The organism is Aquibacillus saliphilus (genome assembly GCF_020404745.1).
GTDB lineage: Bacteria > Bacillota > Bacilli > Bacillales > Amphibacillaceae > Aquibacillus > Aquibacillus saliphilus.
This window is the reverse complement of sequence record NZ_JAIZAP010000007.1, coordinates 51,383-69,312: the sequence shown is the minus strand read 5'-3', so window position 1 is coordinate 69,312 and position 17,930 is coordinate 51,383. Positions and strand designations below refer to the sequence as shown.

The following is a 17,930-nucleotide window of genomic DNA, read 5'->3' as shown; positions in this document are numbered from 1 at the left end:
AAACAATTGTTTAGGGGAATACCTATGCTTAAATGGATGAAGAAAAGAATTTCTACTATTAAAGATAAACGCCTTCGCGTGCTATTATTAGCGGCAGTTAGTATGACCTTTTTATTGGTGATATCGACTGTTGCTACTTTCACGTACCTATACAGCTTAGGTCCTCCCTCTCTTACCAGCAATCAGAATACCATTTATTATAGCAGTTCTAATCAGGTAATTGGTGAAGAACATGGACCGGAATCTAGATATTGGGTATCTCTTGAAGCTATTGATTCTAAAGTAATTGAAGCAACTCTTACAACCGAGGACCGCCGTTTTTATGAGCATAACGGATTGGACTTCAAACGAATTCTAGGTGCTGCACTAAAAGATATTCAATCAATGTCTAAGGTTCAGGGGGCTAGTACAATAACCCAGCAATATGCAAGAAACTTATATTTATCTCACGAGAAAACATGGACGAGAAAAATTAAGGAAGCATTTTATGCAATTCGGCTAGAAATATTCTATGATAAAAAAGAAATTTTAGAGGGTTATTTAAATACAATTTATTATGGACACGGAGCTTATGGCATTGAAGCTGCCAGTCGTTATTTTTTCAATAAATCGGCAGATGATTTAAGTTTGGCAGAATCGGCACTTCTTGCTGCAATTCCAAAGGGGCCTTCTCTTTATTCACCGCTCCATAATTATCAAAATGCAAAAAACAGACAAGAACAAATATTAGCATCACTCGCAAATCAAGAAATTATTTCAGAACAAGATCAATTTTTAGCCAAGCATGAAAACATCCAACTGACGAAACCTAAAGAACGTGAGAAAGTAGCCATTGCCCCTCACTTTCAAGATGTCGTCCTAAAAGAACTTAGTGGAATCCTTAATGAAGATTTAGAGGATATACGTTCTGGTGGGTATCAGGTATTTACAACCCTAAACGTGGATTATCAATCAAAGCTAGAAAAAACAGTGAACAGTACCATGTCAGTTGAAACAAGCATCGAAATTGGTGCCATGTCTATTGATCCAAACAGTGGTGCAATCACCTCAATTATTGGCGGGAGTGATTACAAGACTAGTCAATTTAACAGAGCGATTCAAGCATCACGGATGCCCGGTTCTGCTTTCAAACCATTTTTATATTATACAGCTTTAGAAAATGGCTATACAGCGACAACACCCTTGATGAGTAAACCAACAAATTTTGAGCTTGCTGATGGAACGGTGTACGCGCCGAGTAATTATAATGGCTATTATGCAGATAAACCAATCACGCTGGCACAAGCAATCGCGGTATCAGATAATGTTTATGCGGTTAAAACAAACTTGTTTCTTACACCTGAGAGATTAGTTGAAACTGCTCGTAAATTTGGGATTAAAAGCAAGCTGCAAGCTGTTCCATCACTAGCACTTGGGACAGAAGCAGTCTCCGTTAAAGAAATGGTCGCAGGGTATGGCATGCTCGCAAGTGGCGGAAAAAAGATAGATCCCTACACAATTGATAAGGTGACAGACATAAAAGGAAACGTGTTATATGAGCGTCCAAGTCAAGAATCAGAAGTTGTGTTAGACAAAAGAAAAGCCTTTATCCTAACTAATCTTATGACTGGAATGTTTGATCGCTCACTTAACGGTTATACCAGTGTCACCGGCTCTTCTATTACAGACCAATTAACAAGACAATATGCAGGTAAATCTGGTACGACACGTTCGGATAGCTGGATGGTTGGCTATAGCCCAGATGTTGTTACCGGAGTTTGGATTGGCTATGATGACAATCGACCGATTGAAAAAACAGCCGAACACCAATATGCCAAAAATATTTGGGCGAAATTTATGGAGAAAGCTCATGAAAATGAGCCGTTAAAAACGTTTGACGTACCAGAAGGGGTAGTTGGAGCCTATGTCGATCCTAGCAGCGGAGACCTTGCAAGTCCTTATTGTGAACAACAACGGCTAATGTATTTCGTTAAAGGTACAGAACCAACCACTCATTGTTCACTCCACTTACCTGATGAATCGACCGAAGAAATTGATACAGAAGATCAACATGATAATGAGGAAGATAAAAAAGGGTTAGGACGCTTCTTTGATTGGATCCCTTTCATAGGGAATAACTAAGACAAAAGCGTAGGGTACGCGCAGAATCTAGAAAATCAAATCAAAAGAAAAAGGCCGGAATCAGATTCCGGCCTTTTTCTAGTCCTAGAAACATGGAAAAACCATGTTCTTCATATTTTACAAATTCCTCATTAAAACTACAAGATGTTTCCGTCAATTTCACCAATGTTCACAAAAAGTTCACTTATTTGGAAGTGCATTTTTTAATTCTTCGGTGGAATTTTCCCACATATCCGCATTGAATTCACGTAGAAAATCGACTAATAATTGTTTTGATGGTTGATCCATATGCTCGATAATTATGTGTCCTTTCATCGACTTATCCATATGGGTAACGTGTTCTGGCATTGACTTATATGCACGTTTAATTGAACGATCCACTCTGACTTCACTTCCTGCAACACCGTAATAATAAGGTCCATTTTCACCACGCTCTACCGTAACCCAGACGATCCAGTAAAGCTTACCGTTTGGTACTTCATCTTTATTTGGTAAGAACTTTACCCGTCTTTCTATTTCACTACGCGCATGCATCGCATCCATATCAACAAAAGCTCTATTTTCATTTGGATCGACGATAACTGGCGAGATATTTTCTAACGTAATTGCCCCTATACCATAACCACCGTGTCCATCTGTTGAGTCATCCTTCATGATGGTAAATTGATTACTTTTCTTTTTTTTAGAAGATTCTTCTTCGCTCATTTTTTCTTACCTCCTTGATAATAAGTCACTATATGTTTAGTTAACTATCCATTTTAGTTTGTTGCTATTGATATAAACTGCGCCTTGGTTGCTATGTTGATTTCCATAGCGGTAGGTTGTGCCGTAGTTTATAGGAATTACATGTTTAAGATTCAATACTTGGGATAAGCGACGGGCTATAGAAAACTACCTTAATTTAAATTGCATTAAACTAGTTTTAGTTTAGCATACCAGACGGGTTCATTTCATCTCCCCTGATTTGTTAGGACGTTGTACTAGCATCAGTTTCTTTGATAACTTATGATAGAAAAAAAGGAGTTGTTACGATGCCGTACATAACTGTAGAAATGATCGAGGGACGTACAGATGAACAAAAGCGAGCTTTAGTTGAGAAGGTGACTGAAGCGGTAGTTGAAACGACTGGAGCTCCGAAAGAAAAAGTCGTTGTATTTATCGAAGAATTAAGTAAAAAACATTATGCGGTTGCAGGAAAACTGTTAAGCGACCAAGAATAATCTAAAAAAGCCCTTGTTCTAAGCGAACAAGGGCTTTTTAAATCTATTATCTCTTTCTCGATTTATCAATAGGTTTCACAAAGTCGAAGCTATCCGCTTGGATCGCTTTAGATGGTGTAGCTTGCTGTCGATTTTTTTTACTTTTCTTAAACAATCTTGTTAGCCATCTACTCCCTCTTACCGGAACCCCGACACGTTCCTGCTGCACATCTTGGATTCCTTCTACAATTAACTGCATCGAGATGATCACAACAATAAATGCAATGAACACCGGTGCAATAATCCAATAGTGTCCCGTCATTAACGCTTCTCTTGTGCTACTTATCAACCCTGACCATTCAAATGTAACCGAATGATCTGGCGCTCGGTACATTTGATTGTACATCACACTTGTCCCGCCTAAAAACAAGTTGAATAACCCTAGATGAATTAACACAAGCAGCACTTGGATAAACTGTTGGCCAAAGATAATACCAAGCTTTGAGCCTAGATGTGGCATTAGATGTCTTGTTACAATGTGTTTTGTATTTCCTCCTAATACTCTAGCACTAGTGATAAATTCTTGCTCCATCAGAAGCTTAATTTCGTTTCCAATTAAAACTGTCACTAGTGGTACTACCAACAAAGTTAAAATAACCGCGTGGATTACTATCCGTTCGGTAAATGTATAGCTGAAGCCAGATGTTGACCCTAACAATATTGGTCTTAATAGAATAATTGCAATAATTGTCATAGGTAAAAAATGCATACTATCGACGAACTTTTCAATTCCCTTACGCCATCTATCTTTCATAAACATCGCAAAAGGAATTGCTAGAAAAAATCCGATAACCATCCGCATCAAAGCAATTGCACTTGCAAACAGAATCGTATATTTTGCTCCGGCTAATAATTGATCGAGAATACTATAGCCCAATCTATCTGTTCCAAGCGGCACATATTCTGACGGGGGGTGCGGCTTACTACTTAATAGATTACCCTGATCATCATAGATCAAGACAAATTGTTCGACTGGTACTTCTTTTATGATTGAATGAACGATACTATAGATTACCATGCTTGTGATTACCAGAAAGCCAGCTGAAAATTTAGGATTTTTCAAATGAATCTTAAATTCTTTCACTGCCCGGACAAGCAAGCTCCAAACCTGTATCTTTGGCCAAGCTATCTTCTGCCACTTTCTTTTAAGTCGAACAAACTCAGACTGATAGGACTGTTTGAACAAGAATATTTCAACACCCTGGTAAATGATAAATAATGGTGTATATATCATAAATAACACCACCGCAATTACCATTGGTCTAAAATCTTCCATGACAAAGCTAGATATTCCGTTAATATTAAAGATATACTCAACCACAAAAAGGCTTGAGAGTAGTGCCCAAATAATTATTTTTGAATGAAAAAAAACACTTTTCGCTATATTCCTGAGCACGTGAATGAAAATAATAGCATTGTATCTTGCACCCTTACTAAGGGCAAATTCTACATAATCCTTCGTCAATTCTTCTTCCATTAATAAGACAATTACCCGGTACATCGCTATCATTGGCAAAAACGATAAGACAACAATTGGCGCAAGATATAACTGTTGATCACCTAGCGTTACAAATTTCATTAATAAGATATCTGTTCGCTTGAAGATATAAACTACTAGAATTTGAAACAAAAAGGCAACCATTAAATCTGGTACTGCCTCAATTAACCCTAATCCTCTTTTAACAGTGTTTATCAATGGTTGTGGCAAAAACAAAGTTAGTATTGCCAGAATTAAGGCAATCGTAAAACCAAGTAAAATTGCCCCAACTAATAATTTCATTGAATATAGATACGGATCCCATAAAAACTCTAGCATGTTTAATTCTCGTCCCTGAAACATGTATATCCAGTTATCAAATTGCGTAAAATCTTTGATTAACTGGAATGTATTTGTTAGGTATGAAGAAATGTCTAGAAACTTCCCACCACCTGTTAGTAGTGCTGGCGCATTACTAATCGCGATAATTCCGAGCACCCCTAATAAATAGTAGGTCAAGAATTTTACTATCCTCATTTGATTGCCCCCAAAGTTAAATCAAGTTCTACCTGTTATATTTTAGACAATAGTCCAAAAATTGGCAATACATACTATTATTATACTCTATGATCTATCAATAAAATAAACGGCGGCAAATAACTTATTTGTTTTCAAACTAGGTGTTGGAACAAGCATTTAACATCCACCATCATAATCTATAGTGAAGACCAAAGGGGGTGTTATTATGTCGAATAATCAATTGAATAACGAAGCATGTGTGTGTGATGTAGTAAGAGATATCGTTGATGCTCAAGATGAAGTGAATAACAACGGTTGTTCAACCGGCTGTAAACAATCAATCCGGGATTTACTTTCACCACAATCCGGCAATAATGTGAATACTACAATCCCTTTCATCTTATATTGTAAGGATTGTAATCCTTTTATTGGAAGTGGTGTATTTCAAGGGGAATTAGGCGCGTCCGGAAATACTTTCTTCGGTTGTGTTGAAACACCAATTTTCCGCGCTAAAGAATTTGTAGATGATAGTGATTGCTGCGTTAAACTAGAATTATTACTACCGGTAACTGAAGGGGGCTCTACTCCAGGTCCAACTGACAGTGGAGTAAGTGATGTATGTAGATTCTTCCCAGGTAATAGTATAAGAGACTTTCAAGCTACTGGTATCTGTTTAACTGTTGATTTGAATTGCTTCTGTGGCATCACTTGCCTAGAGCCAATCACACCAATTCCTGCTTCCCAATTTTCAGGTGATGGTGATAATGAGGATTAACTAAAAAGAGATTCTTATTCTAACCTCCTAGCTAAACTCATGAATGAAAAAAATCGAGTGTATAATCTATCCGTTATACACTCGATTTCCTATAGTAAGAGCTTTATTAAGCATTTTTTAATTCATCGATAAACGCCCATGCACTTTGCAAGTCCTTATCGGTATAGTTTTGCTTGTTTTTTACTGTTTGAACTTTAACTTCTACCTCTTGTCTTTTTAGGTCGTCAAAGTATAGCATAGTAGAAACTAGTTCAAGGAAACGTGAACTCTTATCAGTCATTTTCGCTACCATTCCATCAATTGCTGGGATTTGAACATTCGAATGGTTTAAGAATTCCTCACCTTGGTCAGTCATCTTGTAACGATATTGAAAGTAATTGCTTTTCTTTTCCTTTGTTTCAGAAATGAACCCTAAATTACATAGTTCTTCCATTCGTAGTGTTAATTCTTCTGAATAAGGTCCATAAAAATGAAACTCATATTTCTCTTCGAATGGGATATCACATTTTTTTAATATGTAAATCATCTTTTGTAACTTCTTTCTTCCTACCACTTCATCTGAAGCCGAGAAGAATTTCATTAATTTTGCATGATTTGGCAACAAAACAAACATCCCCTTGTCTTAAAAATCGGTGAACAATTTATGCTGAAGCTTTAAACATATCCGTTTATTAGTCAAATAGGATTTCAAAAATCCGTTTTTTATTATTGTCTTCTGGTAATGCTTCAATAAAGTCTTGCGGGAAATACAATTTATGGTCTGTCCGCTTCTTTCCAGAAATCGACTCGACAATGTCAGACTGCCTAGATAATTCTCTTAATTCATTTGACTTTGGCATAAGTAAATGAATCGGCAATCGTTCTTCCTCTTCACCTGGACGGTAAAAATCATAAGGAAGATCTGAAGATGAATCATCGACTAGATAATATTCTGGATTAATACCGACTGCTTTAAATAAACTGTATAATTCCATCCATTCCTTCATCTGTTGATTGGGATTAAACTCAATGTATTTAAATAAATGTCTATTAGAAAATCTTTCACACAAGTCACTCAAAATCTCGTCCTGTTCATCCATCCACATTTGGAAATAGTAGAGAACGACAGGCTCGTCCAATCTCAAATAATCCTTAACAGTAGCGTTCCCTAAAAATAAAGATAAGAAATGAGTGGGCTTTAATCTAAATTTATAATTTTGTTCGTACAAATGTTTGACACGATGTAATATTTTAGACAAAATCACTTCTGCACTTCTCGTTACTGGATGAAAATAAACTTGCCAATACATTTGATAGCGACTCATAATATAATCTTCGACGGCGTGCATGCCTGTTTCTTTAATAACGACTTGATCTTCAATCGGACGCATCACACGTAAAATCCGCTCCATGTCAAAGTGACCGTAGCTTACACCTGTAAAATAAGCATCGCGCTGCAAATAATCCATCCGGTCGGCGTCAATCTGACTTGAAATTAGACTAACTACTAGTTTATCTTGATACGTTTTATTGATGACATCAGCCACGTTTTGTGCGAAATTATCACTTACCCTGCTCAAAATTTGATTGACATGCGTATCGCCAAGGATAATTTTTTTGGTAAAATCCTCATGGTCTAATTTAAACACTTTCTCGAATGAGTGAGAAAATGGACCATGTCCTAAATCATGAAGGAGTGCTGCACAAAGACAAAGCAACCGCTCGTCAGTATTCCAGTGTGGTCTTCCATCAAAATTATAAATAATTCGACGGACTATTTCGTACACACCTAATGAGTGATTAAAGCGACTATGCTCTGCACCATGAAACGTCAAATAAGAGGTGCCAAGTTGTTTTATTCTACGAAGTCTTTGGAATTCAGGTGTGCCGATTAAATCCCAAACCACCTGATCTTTGACATGAATATACCTATGTACGGGATCTTTAAATACTTTCTCTTCACTTAATTGCTCGTCTTTGTATGGCATCTTTTGATCCTTTCTATGAAAGAATAATAAACATTTATCGTAAGCTGTTCTGTTGTTGCTAAAATTTTAGGGTGTATACCTTTAGTTATTAGCGTACCAATCATTGATATCTGAGATAAGAATGGGCAGTCAAGATATGCACTATCTCTACAATAAGCGACAAGCTATGATTTGTAAATAGAACTAAAAGTGAATCAATTTCATACTTACCTTATGCAGCAATTGTCATCCGCATATAGTCTAGGAACGGTAATCCCAACTATATGTGGATGAAAACTTTCAAAAAAGCATTATTATGAAATTGACTAAATTAACTAGATTTTTCTCCTTAATAGAAGCTTGTCGGAGATAGGTGCCGGACCGTAAAAAATCCCCTACCGTCAAGTCGGTAAGGGATATATTTTACTTATTTTCTTGATCTTCACTATTTTCTGTCCATTCTTCTTCATTTTCATTGATGACGTCATCTTGAATTTTGCGTTCACTTCGCAGGTCTTCAAGCGCCGTATAGATGCGTTGCCGTTCCATTGGTAACGATCCCCCGCTTAGTTCTGCAAACATCGCCTTGATCAAACAGTAAATCATAAAGAACATGATGATCATAAACGGAAAGCCACCAACAACGGCTGCGGTCTGTAAGGCTTCTAGCCCACCAGCTAGAAGTAATACAGCGGCAAAGGCACCTTCTAATATTCCCCACGTCACACGCAACTGGATCGGTGGGTTCATATTTCCTTTTGATGTTAACATCCCGATTACATAAGTTCCAGAATCAGAAGATGTAATGAAAAAGACAGTTAAAGAAATCATCGCAATAACGACAAGTAGGTCTGAAAATGGAAATTGTCCTAGCATTGCGAAGAATCCTAATGCTTCATCCTTCATGACAGTATCAAGGATACTTGCATCTGTGAAGTGCTCTCTATACAGTGCTGTACCACCAAATACACTGAACCAGACCATACTAACAGCTGTTGGTACGAGTAACACCCCGATTGAGAAGCTTCGAATCGTCCGTCCTCTAGAAACACGGGCAATAAATGAACCTACAAACGGTGCCCACGAAATCCACCAAGCCCAGTAAAAAATCGTCCAGGTACCATACCAACCTTCTGTACCCTCTCCAGCAGCATCAATTCCAAACGACATTGACATTAGATTTTGTAAATAACTACCTATCGAATGTGTAAAGGCATTAAGAATAAATAGTGTTGGACCTAATATCAAAACAAATAGTAATAGTAGTCCGGCAACACCCATGTTGATTTGGCTTAACCACTTAATTCCCTTATCTATACCTGTTGTCGTTGATAGGATAGCTAAAGTTGTGACGATAACAATAATTACTAGCCAAAGGGTTGTATTATTAGGAAAACCAAATAATGTTTCCATACCACCACCAATTTGCATAACGCCAAGGCCAAGTGAGGTTGAGATACCAAACAATGTGGCAATAACACCAATAATGTTGACAGTATTTCCCCAACCTCCATTAAGGTTATCTCTGCCAAGGATCGGTTCTAACGTTGAACTAAGGAGCATTGGCAATTCTTTTCTGTATGTGAAGTAAGCTAGCGCACCAGCTACGACTGCATAGATAGCCCACGGGTGTAATCCCCAGTGGAAAAATGAATATTGCAAGGCCATATGTACCGCTTCGGCAGTACCGCCTTCACCCTTGGCTGGCCAATCATAATGGTTTATCGGTTCTGACACACCCCAAAATAACAAACCAATCCCCATACCAGCACTAAACAGCATCGCGAACCAACTCGGGGTCGAGTATTCTGGTTCTTCATTATCTCCACCTAGTCGAATTTCTCCAAGTGGACTAATGATGAGAAAAAGTGTAATGATTAAGAAAAAACTTCCTCCAAGGATAAAGGTCCATCCAAGATTTGTGACAACCCATTCAAACGTTGTGTTCATATAGGATTCAAAATCAGGTAAAACAGTACCAAGTATAACAAATAAAACAGCAAAAATAAGTGAAATTAAAAATACCGGCGTCTTTAAAGACTCACGAAATGAAGTCAATCCTTTAGGTTTCGGTGACATACATCTCCTCCTCTTTCATAAAGTTATATTGTTTTTAAATAAAGTTGTCTGCTAAATGGCGAATTGCTACACTCTATTGTGTCCACAATTGCTGATATGACACAAGATTTCTCCTTGAAATTACCCTTTGCAATAGATCCGACAACTAAAATTAATCCGTTGCATAGACTATCACAAAAGCAAGAGCTTGGACAAGGCAGGTGTTTACCCCTATATAGTATAAACAGATAGATATCGTCGTTATGACACGTTTATCTACTAAATTCATGAGAATACGCTAATTACTTTCTTTATTTAGTCAATTTCATAATACTGTTTTTTTGCAAGTTGTCATCCGCATATAGTTGGGATAGACCGTTCCCAAACTATATGCGGATGACAATTGCTGCATAAGGTGATTATGAAATTGATGCAATTACACTTATTTCGCCAATAATCAACAGGATTCTCACTAGTTACTATACCCCTGCTCGCTTTAAATGATTAGAATTAGTCATATTATCTTGTTAGTTACCCTTTTAATAGATAAATAAACAACTTGATTGTATGTTTTTCGCTTAAACCTGAGCTTTTTTGTTATACTATGAAATGCTTATAGATATTGAAGGAGTACTGATGATGTCAAATTGGAAAAGTGTTTTGCAAACTTCTAATCTTCGCTATATTGATCAAACGAATCCGGAAATTTCAGACTCACCGATGAGCTCGTTCGCTATCGATGATGCCTTGGCGATTTCTGTCGGAAATCAAGAATCACCGCCAACGGTTCGACTTTGGGTACATGAGAGGACAATTGTACTTGGGATTGCTGATGCCAAGTTGCCAAATATGCCAGATGCTGTCAGGTTTCTCCAACAACAAGGCTATCGAACAATCGTTAGAAATTCAGGTGGGTTAGCTGTTGTCTTAGACTCTGGAGTGTTAAACATGTCATTCATTTTACCTGACATAAAAAAGGTAGGAATTCGTGAAGGATACCAAGCAATGGTTTATTTTATCGAAGAATTATTTAGTGACCTGACTACTAACATAAAAGCTTTTGAAGTAACAGGCTCCTATTGCCCTGGAGAGTATGATTTAAGTATCGGTGGCAAAAAATTCGCAGGTATTTCCCAGCGCCGAGTAAAGAACGGGATTGCCGTTCAAATTTATTTATGCGTAGAAGGTGACGGGGTAAATCGAGCAGAGTTAATCAAGCAGTTTTACCAAATTGGGACACAAGGCGAAAAAGGGAAGTTTGAGTATCCTACGATTCACCCGGAAACAATGGCATCATTGACACAGCTTTTAGATAATGAATTAACTATCAATGAAGTCAAAGACAGGATCTTAACTAAATTAACAGAAGTTGATCAATCGATGCAAACTGGTGGATTAAGCGAACTAGAATTTGTATCTTATCAAAAAAGACTCGAGCAAATGATTGATAGAAACAAAAAAGCACTTGGAGATCTGTCGTAGATTTCTAAGTGCTTTTTGTATTTTCGATAATACGGTTTAAACCCTTTTTTAGAATCTAAGCCTCCATGTTATTCCATACTTTTTTGTCGATTCGATATTCCTCTAGTGCTTCCCAGTCAATCTGATAGCCGATTCCAGCCTGCATGGGTATTTGCACCGTACCATTTGTCATCGTCACTTCCGGTCGAATAATATCTTTTGCAAAGTATCTGTTTGAAGCAGACGTGTCACCCGGAAGAGTAAATTGAGGCAACGACGCAATTGCCAGGCTATGCGCTCTACCGACACCAGCCTCTAGCATACCACCACACCAGACAGGAATTTTTCGTGACGCACAATAGTCATGAATTTTCTTCGCTTCTGTAATACCACCAACTCGTCCTACTTTAATATTAATAATTCGACAGCTCCCAAGTGCAATCGCTGTTTTTGTATCGGAGTATGTATGAATGCTCTCATCCAAACAAATTGGCGTTTCAAGTTGGGATTGTAGCTTGGCATGGTCAATAAAATCATCATGGGCTAGTGGCTGCTCAATCATTTGCAAATGAAAATTATCAAACTCTTTTAAGCGATCAATGTCCTTTAACGTATAAGCTGAATTGGCATCAACCATTAAGGGTAAGTTCGGGAATTTTTTTCTGACTTCTGCCAACACCTCAAGATCTTGTCCTGGTTTTATTTTCAACTTAACTCGTTTATACCCTTCCTGGACATGTTGACTGATTATTTCTACCAATTTAGAAGTAGATGACTGGATACCAATACTAACACCTACATCAATCGTTTGTTTCGTTCCCCCGATTACCTTTGCTAACGGAAGATTACTTCTGTTCGCATACAAATCCCATATAGCACCCTCGACAGCTGCTTTAGCCATATTATTACGTCTGATTGATTGAAACCTTTGCCCCACTTGCTCAGGATGAGTAAAGGGTGCATCAAACAGCAGTGGTATTAAAAAAGATTCAATCACGTGAGCATTCGTTTCGACAGTCTCTTCTGTGTACCACGGGACCGGAAAAGCAACTGACTCACCAAACCCCTGTGTACCATGCTGATCAACAACTTCGACAATAAAAAAGTCCTTGTCTTTAAAAGTCCCAAAACTTGTTGAAAATGGATTCTTCAATTGCATAACCAATCGATGGAGAATTACTTTTTTAATAACTATCTCAGACATACATTTCCCCCTCCTAATACGAATGATAATTAAGTCGCGTTGAATGCGCATAACGTGGCCGTGCGCGAGAATAAGTTAGCATCAAGTATAGCTTCTTTTACTTATCATACTGAACTTCGTTGCTGATGAAAAGAGCATAAAATAAGCAAAAGCCCGAGCTAGTAGCTCGAGCTTTTGTGTAAGTTTATAAAGATTGTGCTGCAGTGATAATTGCTAATTTATAAACATCCTCTGAATCGCAGCCTCTTGATAGATCGTTGACTGGTTTATTTAGTCCTTGTAAGATCGGTCCAACTGCATCAAAGTTACCTAAGCGTTGTGCAATTTTATAGCCTATGTTCCCTGCTTCAAGACTTGGGAAAATAAATACGTTCGCATCGCCTTTAAGTATAGAATTAGGTGCTTTTTTCTCGGCAACAGAAGGTACGAATGCCGCATCAAATTGAAACTCACCATCTAACACAAGATCAGGATTTTGTTCCTTTGCAATTTTAACTGCATTCGTTACTTTTTCTGTTTCATCTGATTGTGCAGAACCAGCTGTTGAGAAGCTCAGCATTGCCACACGTGGCTCAATGTCAAACAAGCCAGCAGTATCTGCGCTTGCTAATGCAATTTCTGCTAAATCTTGACTTTCTGGAGAAATATTAATTGCACAATCGGCAAACACGTATTTTTCCTCGTCACGAACCATAATAAATACCCCAGAAGTTTTCTTAATCCCAGGCTTCGTTTTGATTATTTGTAGAGCTGGTCGAACTGTATCAGCAGTTGAATGAACAGCACCACTAACTAGACCATCAGCTTCATTCATATAAATTAACATCGTTCCAAAGTAATTTTCATCAAGAAGTATTTTACGTGCATCTTCCTCAGTTGCTTTTCCTTTACGACGTTCAACAAAGCTTGTTACCATCTCATCAAATTTAGAGTAATTAGTTGGATCAATTATTTCAGTATTAGCAATATCGACACCGATATCTCGCGCCTTCTGTTGCACTTCATCTTCGTTTCCGATTAGTACAGGTGCTAAAATACCTTCAGCTCCTAGCTGGCTGGCAGCAGTTAATATTCTTTCATCTGAACCTTCCGGAAATACAATACGTCTATCATTTCCTTTTAAACTTGTTTTCATTTTAGTAAATAAATCGCTCATAATTTAACCCTCCATATTCTATCTGTTATATATGATACGCTTTTTTGTGTATGATTAAAAGCAATACGAAAATCCTAATAAGCAGATTTTTCACACTGTCATTAATTGTTCATAATTCTGAGAATCTCATGCCTCATTTAGCTATTGCCTGTGATATGAGTATAGACAGCGCTTTTGCCTTTGAAATAGTTCACACTCATTCGTTTAGTTAGTAGCTTTGTTAATGATTATCTTTCCCTAATTATGTTATATTAAAAACATAAATCGACATTGAAGGAGAGATTATTTTGGCTGAAGCAGTAGAAACCATGGATGGTTGGTATTGTTTACATGACTTAAGAACAATAGATTGGATTTCCTGGAAGCTTGCATCTAGTGAAGAACGTCAAGCTGCTATTACTGAGTTTCAAGATTTATTAGCTAAGTGGGACACAGTTGAACAAAACAAAAACGGGAGCCACGCATTTTATAGCATATTAGGACATAAAGCCGATTTTATGTTTATGATTCTTCGCCCAACAATGCAAGAATTGAATGAAGTTGAATTAGCCTTTAATAAATCAAAGATGGCTGATTTCACCGCTCAAAGTTATTCTTATGTATCTATTGTTGAGCTTTCTAAATACATGGTTAAAGAAGGGGAAAAAGACCCTGAACAAACTCCTGAAATACAAGCAAGACTAAAGCCAAGACTTCCTAAATGGAACCACATATGTTTCTACCCAATGGACAAGCGTCGCCAAGGCAATGATAATTGGTACTCACTTCCGATGGAGGACAGAAAGAAACTTATGTATGAACATGGAATGACTGGTAGAAAGTATGCAGGTAAAATTCGTCAAATTATCACCGGATCAATGGGACTTGACGACTGGGAATGGAGCGTTACTCTATTCGCACATGATGCATTACAAATTAAAAAATTAGTTTCAGAAATGCGTTTTGATGAAGTAACTGCTCGCTACGGTGAATTTGGTTCCTTCTATATTGGTAACCTTCTTACAAATGAAGAATTACCATCGTTCCTTCACGTTTAATAGTTAAGACTTAATAGGCTGGCCGCTATCGTAAATATAGCGGCCAGCCTTTTTATATTGTCGTTTTGCCACAAAATCTATAAACTCCGACGTAACATGCCTCGTCATACTGGAAAGCACGTGGTGGGTACCAGATAGGTGGTTTTACAAGTAGGATGAAATATTCTTGGATAATCAATTAAAGTGATCCATAAGCTGTTTATCAGAGTATGAAGATCCTTTTGGTAGTGAAGGAGATGAAAAAGAACCTTCATGAGCGTGATGAAGATCCTTTTGGTAGTGAAAGAGATGAAGAAGAACCTTCATGAACGTGATGAAGGTCCTTTTGGTAGTGAAAGAGATGAAAAAGAACCTTCATGAACGTGATGAAGATCCTTTTGGTAGTGAAGGAGATGAAGAAGAACCTTCATGAACGTGATGAAGGTCCTTTTGGTAGTGAAAGAGATGAAGAAGAACCTTCATGAACGTGATGAAGGTCCTTTTGGTAGTGAAAGAGATGAAGAAGAACCTTCATGAACGTGATGAAGGTCCTTTTGAGTGTATTTCCGGGACAGGAATTATGCACTCATCATTTAAGTTACGTCGCAGTTTCTATCAACTGTGACGATTTGTTTTATAAAAACAATCACCACAAGAGCATAAACTAAAGTAGTGACTTGCATAACGCGAGGTAGTTTTAAAAACACGCCCTTCGTTTAACTCTGGGTATAAACGAAACCCAATTTTTCTAAGTAATTTCCCAATTTTAATCATTCCTTTTATTTTTTTGCATACATATGTGTATTAGAGTATGTGCGCAGATAACATCATTCATGCTCCATATGATTATGTTTTGCATCAAAGAGAGGTGACCTAAATGGCAGTTATTCAAAGCACTGAGGAAGATGTTAAACTGCTAGCTCGATTGACTTGCGAGCTGACGCAGAAGGTGATGGCAAACTCGGGATGCTAATGACTGGAAACACTGGAGTAAACCGTGTACGAAAAAGTTGTTTGGATTTTGATGATATAGAGCCCCGACGGATCCTGAAGCAACAAAGAAAGATTACTTTTACCAACGCGCAAGACCGCAAGATTTAGATCTTGCAAGAAAAGTAATTAGCGGTAAAAAGTACCACACAGCTAGTAATTCTCTTTGGTTTTTCTCCAGAAGGAAGTTGTCCTGTTAAGTGGTTTGGTCAGTGGAATACAGAGCGTTATAAATCTCACTGTTTCTATAGTCCGACACAAGCTGAATGTCCAGAAGTTTTTTAAAACTCTAGAGAAAGTAGTTTTACTTAAGGGGTTAGTAGTCATAATTTTAAAAAAGGGAGAGGGAATTTAACATGAGTGAAGAGAAACGACAAGCACCAACTGGTAGCGATCAGCCTAAGCGAGCTGGTGGTTACCCTTCAGGTGCCAGCGGTCAAACTATAGGTGCTGGTCAACCGAGTCAAGGAGGATATGGATACGTTCAGCCACCATATTATCAACAGCAACCAATGTCCCAAGCTTCACAACCTAGCTATTATCAACCAGGGATGCAAGCCGGGATGCCTCAAGGGATGCAGGGCATGCCAGGGATGCAGGGTGTACCAGGCATGTTGCCAGTAGAGGAATCATATATCGAAAATATCTTACGACTTAACCGGGGGAAATTAGCAACCATCTACATGACATTTGAAAATAACGATCGTTGGAATGCAATGGTTTTTAAAGGCATTATTGAAGCAGCCGGAAGAGATCATATCATTATTAGCAACCCAGAAACAGGTAAACGACACATCTTATTAATGATTTACTTGGATTATATTACGTTTGATGAAGAGATACAGTATCAATATCCATATGGTGCAGGTGCTGGCACTGGTCAGTTCGCAAACTATCCACCTAGATAAGGTAATAGCAAGATGAATGACTAATTAAAAGTTTTTCTCCATTTTAAAAACCCTTGCTTCCATAACTAATTATGCTGCAAGGGTTTCATTTTCTTCTATAACATGGACAGGAGGTCAATTCAATTGAAGCATCCTTATCAACAATTTGAACAACTACAGGTGCTTATGATGTTTTTAACATTGATCTTAGGTGCAATAGCGCTCGTATATGGTCATTTGCTTTTGGCACTGTTTACTTGCTTTTCTTTAGCTCTTAGCTTTACCTTCGAGGCATTAGTAGAATGGAAAAAGCAAAATAGTTTTCAGTTTATCCAGCAAGTATTACGAGCTCTCATCATTATCGTTTTTGTTATATTTTTATACATTAAATAAATTTGATTATTGCATAGCCTAGAAGTACCCAGCCTATTAAAAAGGCTAATCCACCAAGTGGAGTAATCATTGCAAACGTCTTAATTCCTGTAGGTGCATAGATATATAAACTTCCAGAAAAAAGAATAATACCAACAACAAAAAACCATCCAGCAATGACAAAACTAGGTGTTTGGAATTTATTCAATAAAAGTCCAGTAACGAGTATTGCCATCGTATGAAACATCTGATACGTAACGGCCTTTTCCCATGTCTTTATTGCTTTTTCAGATAGTTTTCCCTCTAGCCCATGAGTTCCAAACGCTCCTAAGGCAACGGCTAGAAAACCATTAATCACACCAATAATTAAAAAAAGTTTCATTTTTGTTCCCCCGCTTAAAAATCAAAGATAGATTTTCCATTTCCTTCATCATGATCTAACGATGGTGTAGATTTTTTATCCTTAATCGGTTGCTGATCAGTAGCGCCAATCATTTTCTTCATTTCTTGTTCCTGGTCTATTTCGACCGTTTCAGGGTCGTCCAATAGTAAATCACACAGCAACCGAACTGCATGTACATGTTCTCGGACTGCTTCTTGGTCTTTCACTGTAGTCGCTACCTGTAATTCTTTGATCATCTTTGATAAGACTGCTTGACTGGAAATAGCCATCGATCCTGCCTCCTATT

16 protein-coding genes and 1 pseudogene are annotated in these 17,930 nt (G+C 37.7%); 8 read left to right on the top strand and 9 right to left on the bottom strand.

The window, feature by feature from the left end:
• Positions 1 to 24: 24 nt before the first annotated feature.
• Positions 25 to 2,121, top strand: a complete 2,097-nt coding sequence (locus tag LD272_RS08925) for a transglycosylase domain-containing protein (RefSeq protein WP_226036261.1) — start codon at positions 25 to 27, stop codon at positions 2,119 to 2,121.
• Between the two features lie 180 nt (positions 2,122 to 2,301).
• Here LD272_RS08925 and LD272_RS08920 read toward each other — a convergent pair whose 3' ends face one another.
• Positions 2,302 to 2,826, bottom strand: coding sequence for a YwhD family protein (locus tag LD272_RS08920; protein WP_226036260.1), 525 nt, complete (start codon positions 2,824 to 2,826; stop codon positions 2,302 to 2,304).
• Positions 2,827 to 3,152: 326 nt separating this feature from the next.
• Here LD272_RS08920 and thmT point away from each other — a divergent pair, with 326 nt between their 5' ends.
• The gene (thmT, locus tag LD272_RS08915) at positions 3,153 to 3,341 is read left to right on the top strand and encodes a 2-hydroxymuconate tautomerase (RefSeq protein WP_226036259.1); all 189 of its coding nucleotides are present in this window, start codon (positions 3,153 to 3,155) and stop codon (positions 3,339 to 3,341) included.
• A 46-nt stretch (positions 3,342 to 3,387) separates the two neighbouring features.
• On the opposite strand, the gene LD272_RS08910 is transcribed toward thmT, so the two are convergent.
• Positions 3,388 to 5,394: an ABC transporter permease subunit gene (locus tag LD272_RS08910; protein ID WP_226036258.1), complete on the bottom strand. Its 2,007-nt coding sequence runs from the start codon at positions 5,392 to 5,394 to the stop codon at positions 3,388 to 3,390.
• A gap of 208 nt (positions 5,395 to 5,602) precedes the next feature.
• On the opposite strand from LD272_RS08910, the gene LD272_RS08905 reads away from it, so the two are divergent.
• Positions 5,603 to 6,151, top strand: a complete 549-nt coding sequence (locus tag LD272_RS08905; RefSeq protein WP_226036257.1) for a CotY/CotZ family spore coat protein — start codon at positions 5,603 to 5,605, stop codon at positions 6,149 to 6,151.
• Positions 6,152 to 6,257: 106 nt separating this feature from the next.
• On the opposite strand, the gene LD272_RS08900 is transcribed toward LD272_RS08905, so the two are convergent.
• The 3 genes from LD272_RS08900 to LD272_RS08890 all read right to left on the bottom strand — a co-directional run bounded on the left by LD272_RS08900 (position 6,258) and on the right by LD272_RS08890 (position 10,176).
• On the bottom strand, positions 6,258 to 6,755 hold the full coding sequence (locus LD272_RS08900) for a YwgA family protein (RefSeq protein WP_226036256.1): 498 nt from the start codon (positions 6,753 to 6,755) through the stop codon (positions 6,258 to 6,260).
• A gap of 67 nt (positions 6,756 to 6,822) precedes the next feature.
• A complete protein-coding gene (locus LD272_RS08895; protein ID WP_226036255.1) occupies positions 6,823 to 8,118 on the bottom strand; it encodes an HD domain-containing protein in 1,296 nt (431 codons plus the stop codon).
• 402 nt (positions 8,119 to 8,520) lie between these two features.
• On the bottom strand, positions 8,521 to 10,176 hold the full coding sequence (locus LD272_RS08890) for a BCCT family transporter (protein ID WP_226036254.1): 1,656 nt from the start codon (positions 10,174 to 10,176) through the stop codon (positions 8,521 to 8,523).
• Positions 10,177 to 10,794: 618 nt separating this feature from the next.
• On the opposite strand from LD272_RS08890, the gene LD272_RS08885 reads away from it, so the two are divergent.
• Complete coding sequence (locus LD272_RS08885; protein WP_226036253.1) at positions 10,795 to 11,637, top strand: lipoate--protein ligase family protein; 843 nt, start codon at positions 10,795 to 10,797, stop codon at positions 11,635 to 11,637.
• Positions 11,638 to 11,692: 55 nt separating this feature from the next.
• On the opposite strand, the gene menC is transcribed toward LD272_RS08885, so the two are convergent.
• Both menC and pta read right to left on the bottom strand, forming a co-directional pair.
• The gene (gene menC / locus LD272_RS08880; RefSeq protein ID WP_226036252.1) at positions 11,693 to 12,820 is read right to left on the bottom strand and encodes an o-succinylbenzoate synthase; all 1,128 of its coding nucleotides are present in this window, start codon (positions 12,818 to 12,820) and stop codon (positions 11,693 to 11,695) included.
• Positions 12,821 to 13,004: 184 nt separating this feature from the next.
• On the bottom strand, positions 13,005 to 13,976 hold the full coding sequence (gene pta / locus LD272_RS08875) for a phosphate acetyltransferase (RefSeq protein ID WP_226036251.1): 972 nt from the start codon (positions 13,974 to 13,976) through the stop codon (positions 13,005 to 13,007).
• 287 nt (positions 13,977 to 14,263) lie between these two features.
• On the opposite strand from pta, the gene hemQ reads away from it, so the two are divergent.
• The 4 genes and pseudogenes from hemQ (at position 14,264) to LD272_RS08855 (ending at position 17,262) form a co-directional block, all read left to right on the top strand.
• Positions 14,264 to 15,013: a hydrogen peroxide-dependent heme synthase gene (gene hemQ / locus LD272_RS08870; RefSeq protein WP_226036250.1), complete on the top strand. Its 750-nt coding sequence runs from the start codon at positions 14,264 to 14,266 to the stop codon at positions 15,011 to 15,013.
• Positions 15,014 to 15,869: 856 nt separating this feature from the next.
• Positions 15,870 to 16,267 (top strand): annotated as a pseudogene (locus LD272_RS08865) (cell wall hydrolase).
• Positions 16,268 to 16,338: 71 nt separating this feature from the next.
• Positions 16,339 to 16,890: a spore coat protein GerQ gene (gerQ, locus tag LD272_RS08860; protein WP_226036249.1), complete on the top strand. Its 552-nt coding sequence runs from the start codon at positions 16,339 to 16,341 to the stop codon at positions 16,888 to 16,890.
• Between the two features lie 123 nt (positions 16,891 to 17,013).
• A complete protein-coding gene (locus tag LD272_RS08855) occupies positions 17,014 to 17,262 on the top strand; it encodes a hypothetical protein (RefSeq protein ID WP_226036248.1) in 249 nt (82 codons plus the stop codon).
• Here LD272_RS08855 and LD272_RS08850 read toward each other — a convergent pair.
• Positions 17,255 to 17,623, bottom strand: coding sequence for a DUF423 domain-containing protein (locus tag LD272_RS08850; protein WP_226036247.1), 369 nt, complete (start codon positions 17,621 to 17,623; stop codon positions 17,255 to 17,257). The genes LD272_RS08855 and LD272_RS08850 overlap by 8 nt on opposite strands.
• A 14-nt stretch (positions 17,624 to 17,637) precedes the next feature.
• The gene (locus LD272_RS08845) at positions 17,638 to 17,913 is read right to left on the bottom strand and encodes a DUF5327 family protein (RefSeq protein ID WP_226036246.1); all 276 of its coding nucleotides are present in this window, start codon (positions 17,911 to 17,913) and stop codon (positions 17,638 to 17,640) included.
• Positions 17,914 to 17,930: the final 17 nt, after the last annotated feature.

Bases quoted from the DNA above. Each gene is read 5' to 3' on its own strand.
- LD272_RS08925 (WP_226036261.1), top strand. From the start codon at position 25: ATGCTTAAATGGATGAAGAAAAGAATTTCTACTATTAAAGATAAACGC.
- LD272_RS08920 (WP_226036260.1), bottom strand. From the start codon at position 2,826: ATGAGCGAAGAAGAATCTTCTAAAAAAAAGAAAAGTAATCAATTTACC.
- thmT (WP_226036259.1), top strand. From the start codon at position 3,153: ATGCCGTACATAACTGTAGAAATGATCGAGGGACGTACAGATGAACAA.
- LD272_RS08910 (WP_226036258.1), bottom strand. From the start codon at position 5,394: ATGAGGATAGTAAAATTCTTGACCTACTATTTATTAGGGGTGCTCGGA.
- LD272_RS08905 (WP_226036257.1), top strand. From the start codon at position 5,603: ATGTCGAATAATCAATTGAATAACGAAGCATGTGTGTGTGATGTAGTA.
- LD272_RS08895 (WP_226036255.1), bottom strand. From the start codon at position 8,118: ATGCCATACAAAGACGAGCAATTAAGTGAAGAGAAAGTATTTAAAGAT.
- LD272_RS08890 (WP_226036254.1), bottom strand. From the start codon at position 10,176: ATGTCACCGAAACCTAAAGGATTGACTTCATTTCGTGAGTCTTTAAAG.
- LD272_RS08885 (WP_226036253.1), top strand. From the start codon at position 10,795: ATGTCAAATTGGAAAAGTGTTTTGCAAACTTCTAATCTTCGCTATATT.
- menC (WP_226036252.1), bottom strand. From the start codon at position 12,820: ATGTCTGAGATAGTTATTAAAAAAGTAATTCTCCATCGATTGGTTATG.
- pta (WP_226036251.1), bottom strand. From the start codon at position 13,976: ATGAGCGATTTATTTACTAAAATGAAAACAAGTTTAAAAGGAAATGAT.
- gerQ (WP_226036249.1), top strand. From the start codon at position 16,339: ATGAGTGAAGAGAAACGACAAGCACCAACTGGTAGCGATCAGCCTAAG.
- LD272_RS08850 (WP_226036247.1), bottom strand. From the start codon at position 17,623: ATGAAACTTTTTTTAATTATTGGTGTGATTAATGGTTTTCTAGCCGTT.
- LD272_RS08845 (WP_226036246.1), bottom strand. From the start codon at position 17,913: ATGGCTATTTCCAGTCAAGCAGTCTTATCAAAGATGATCAAAGAATTA.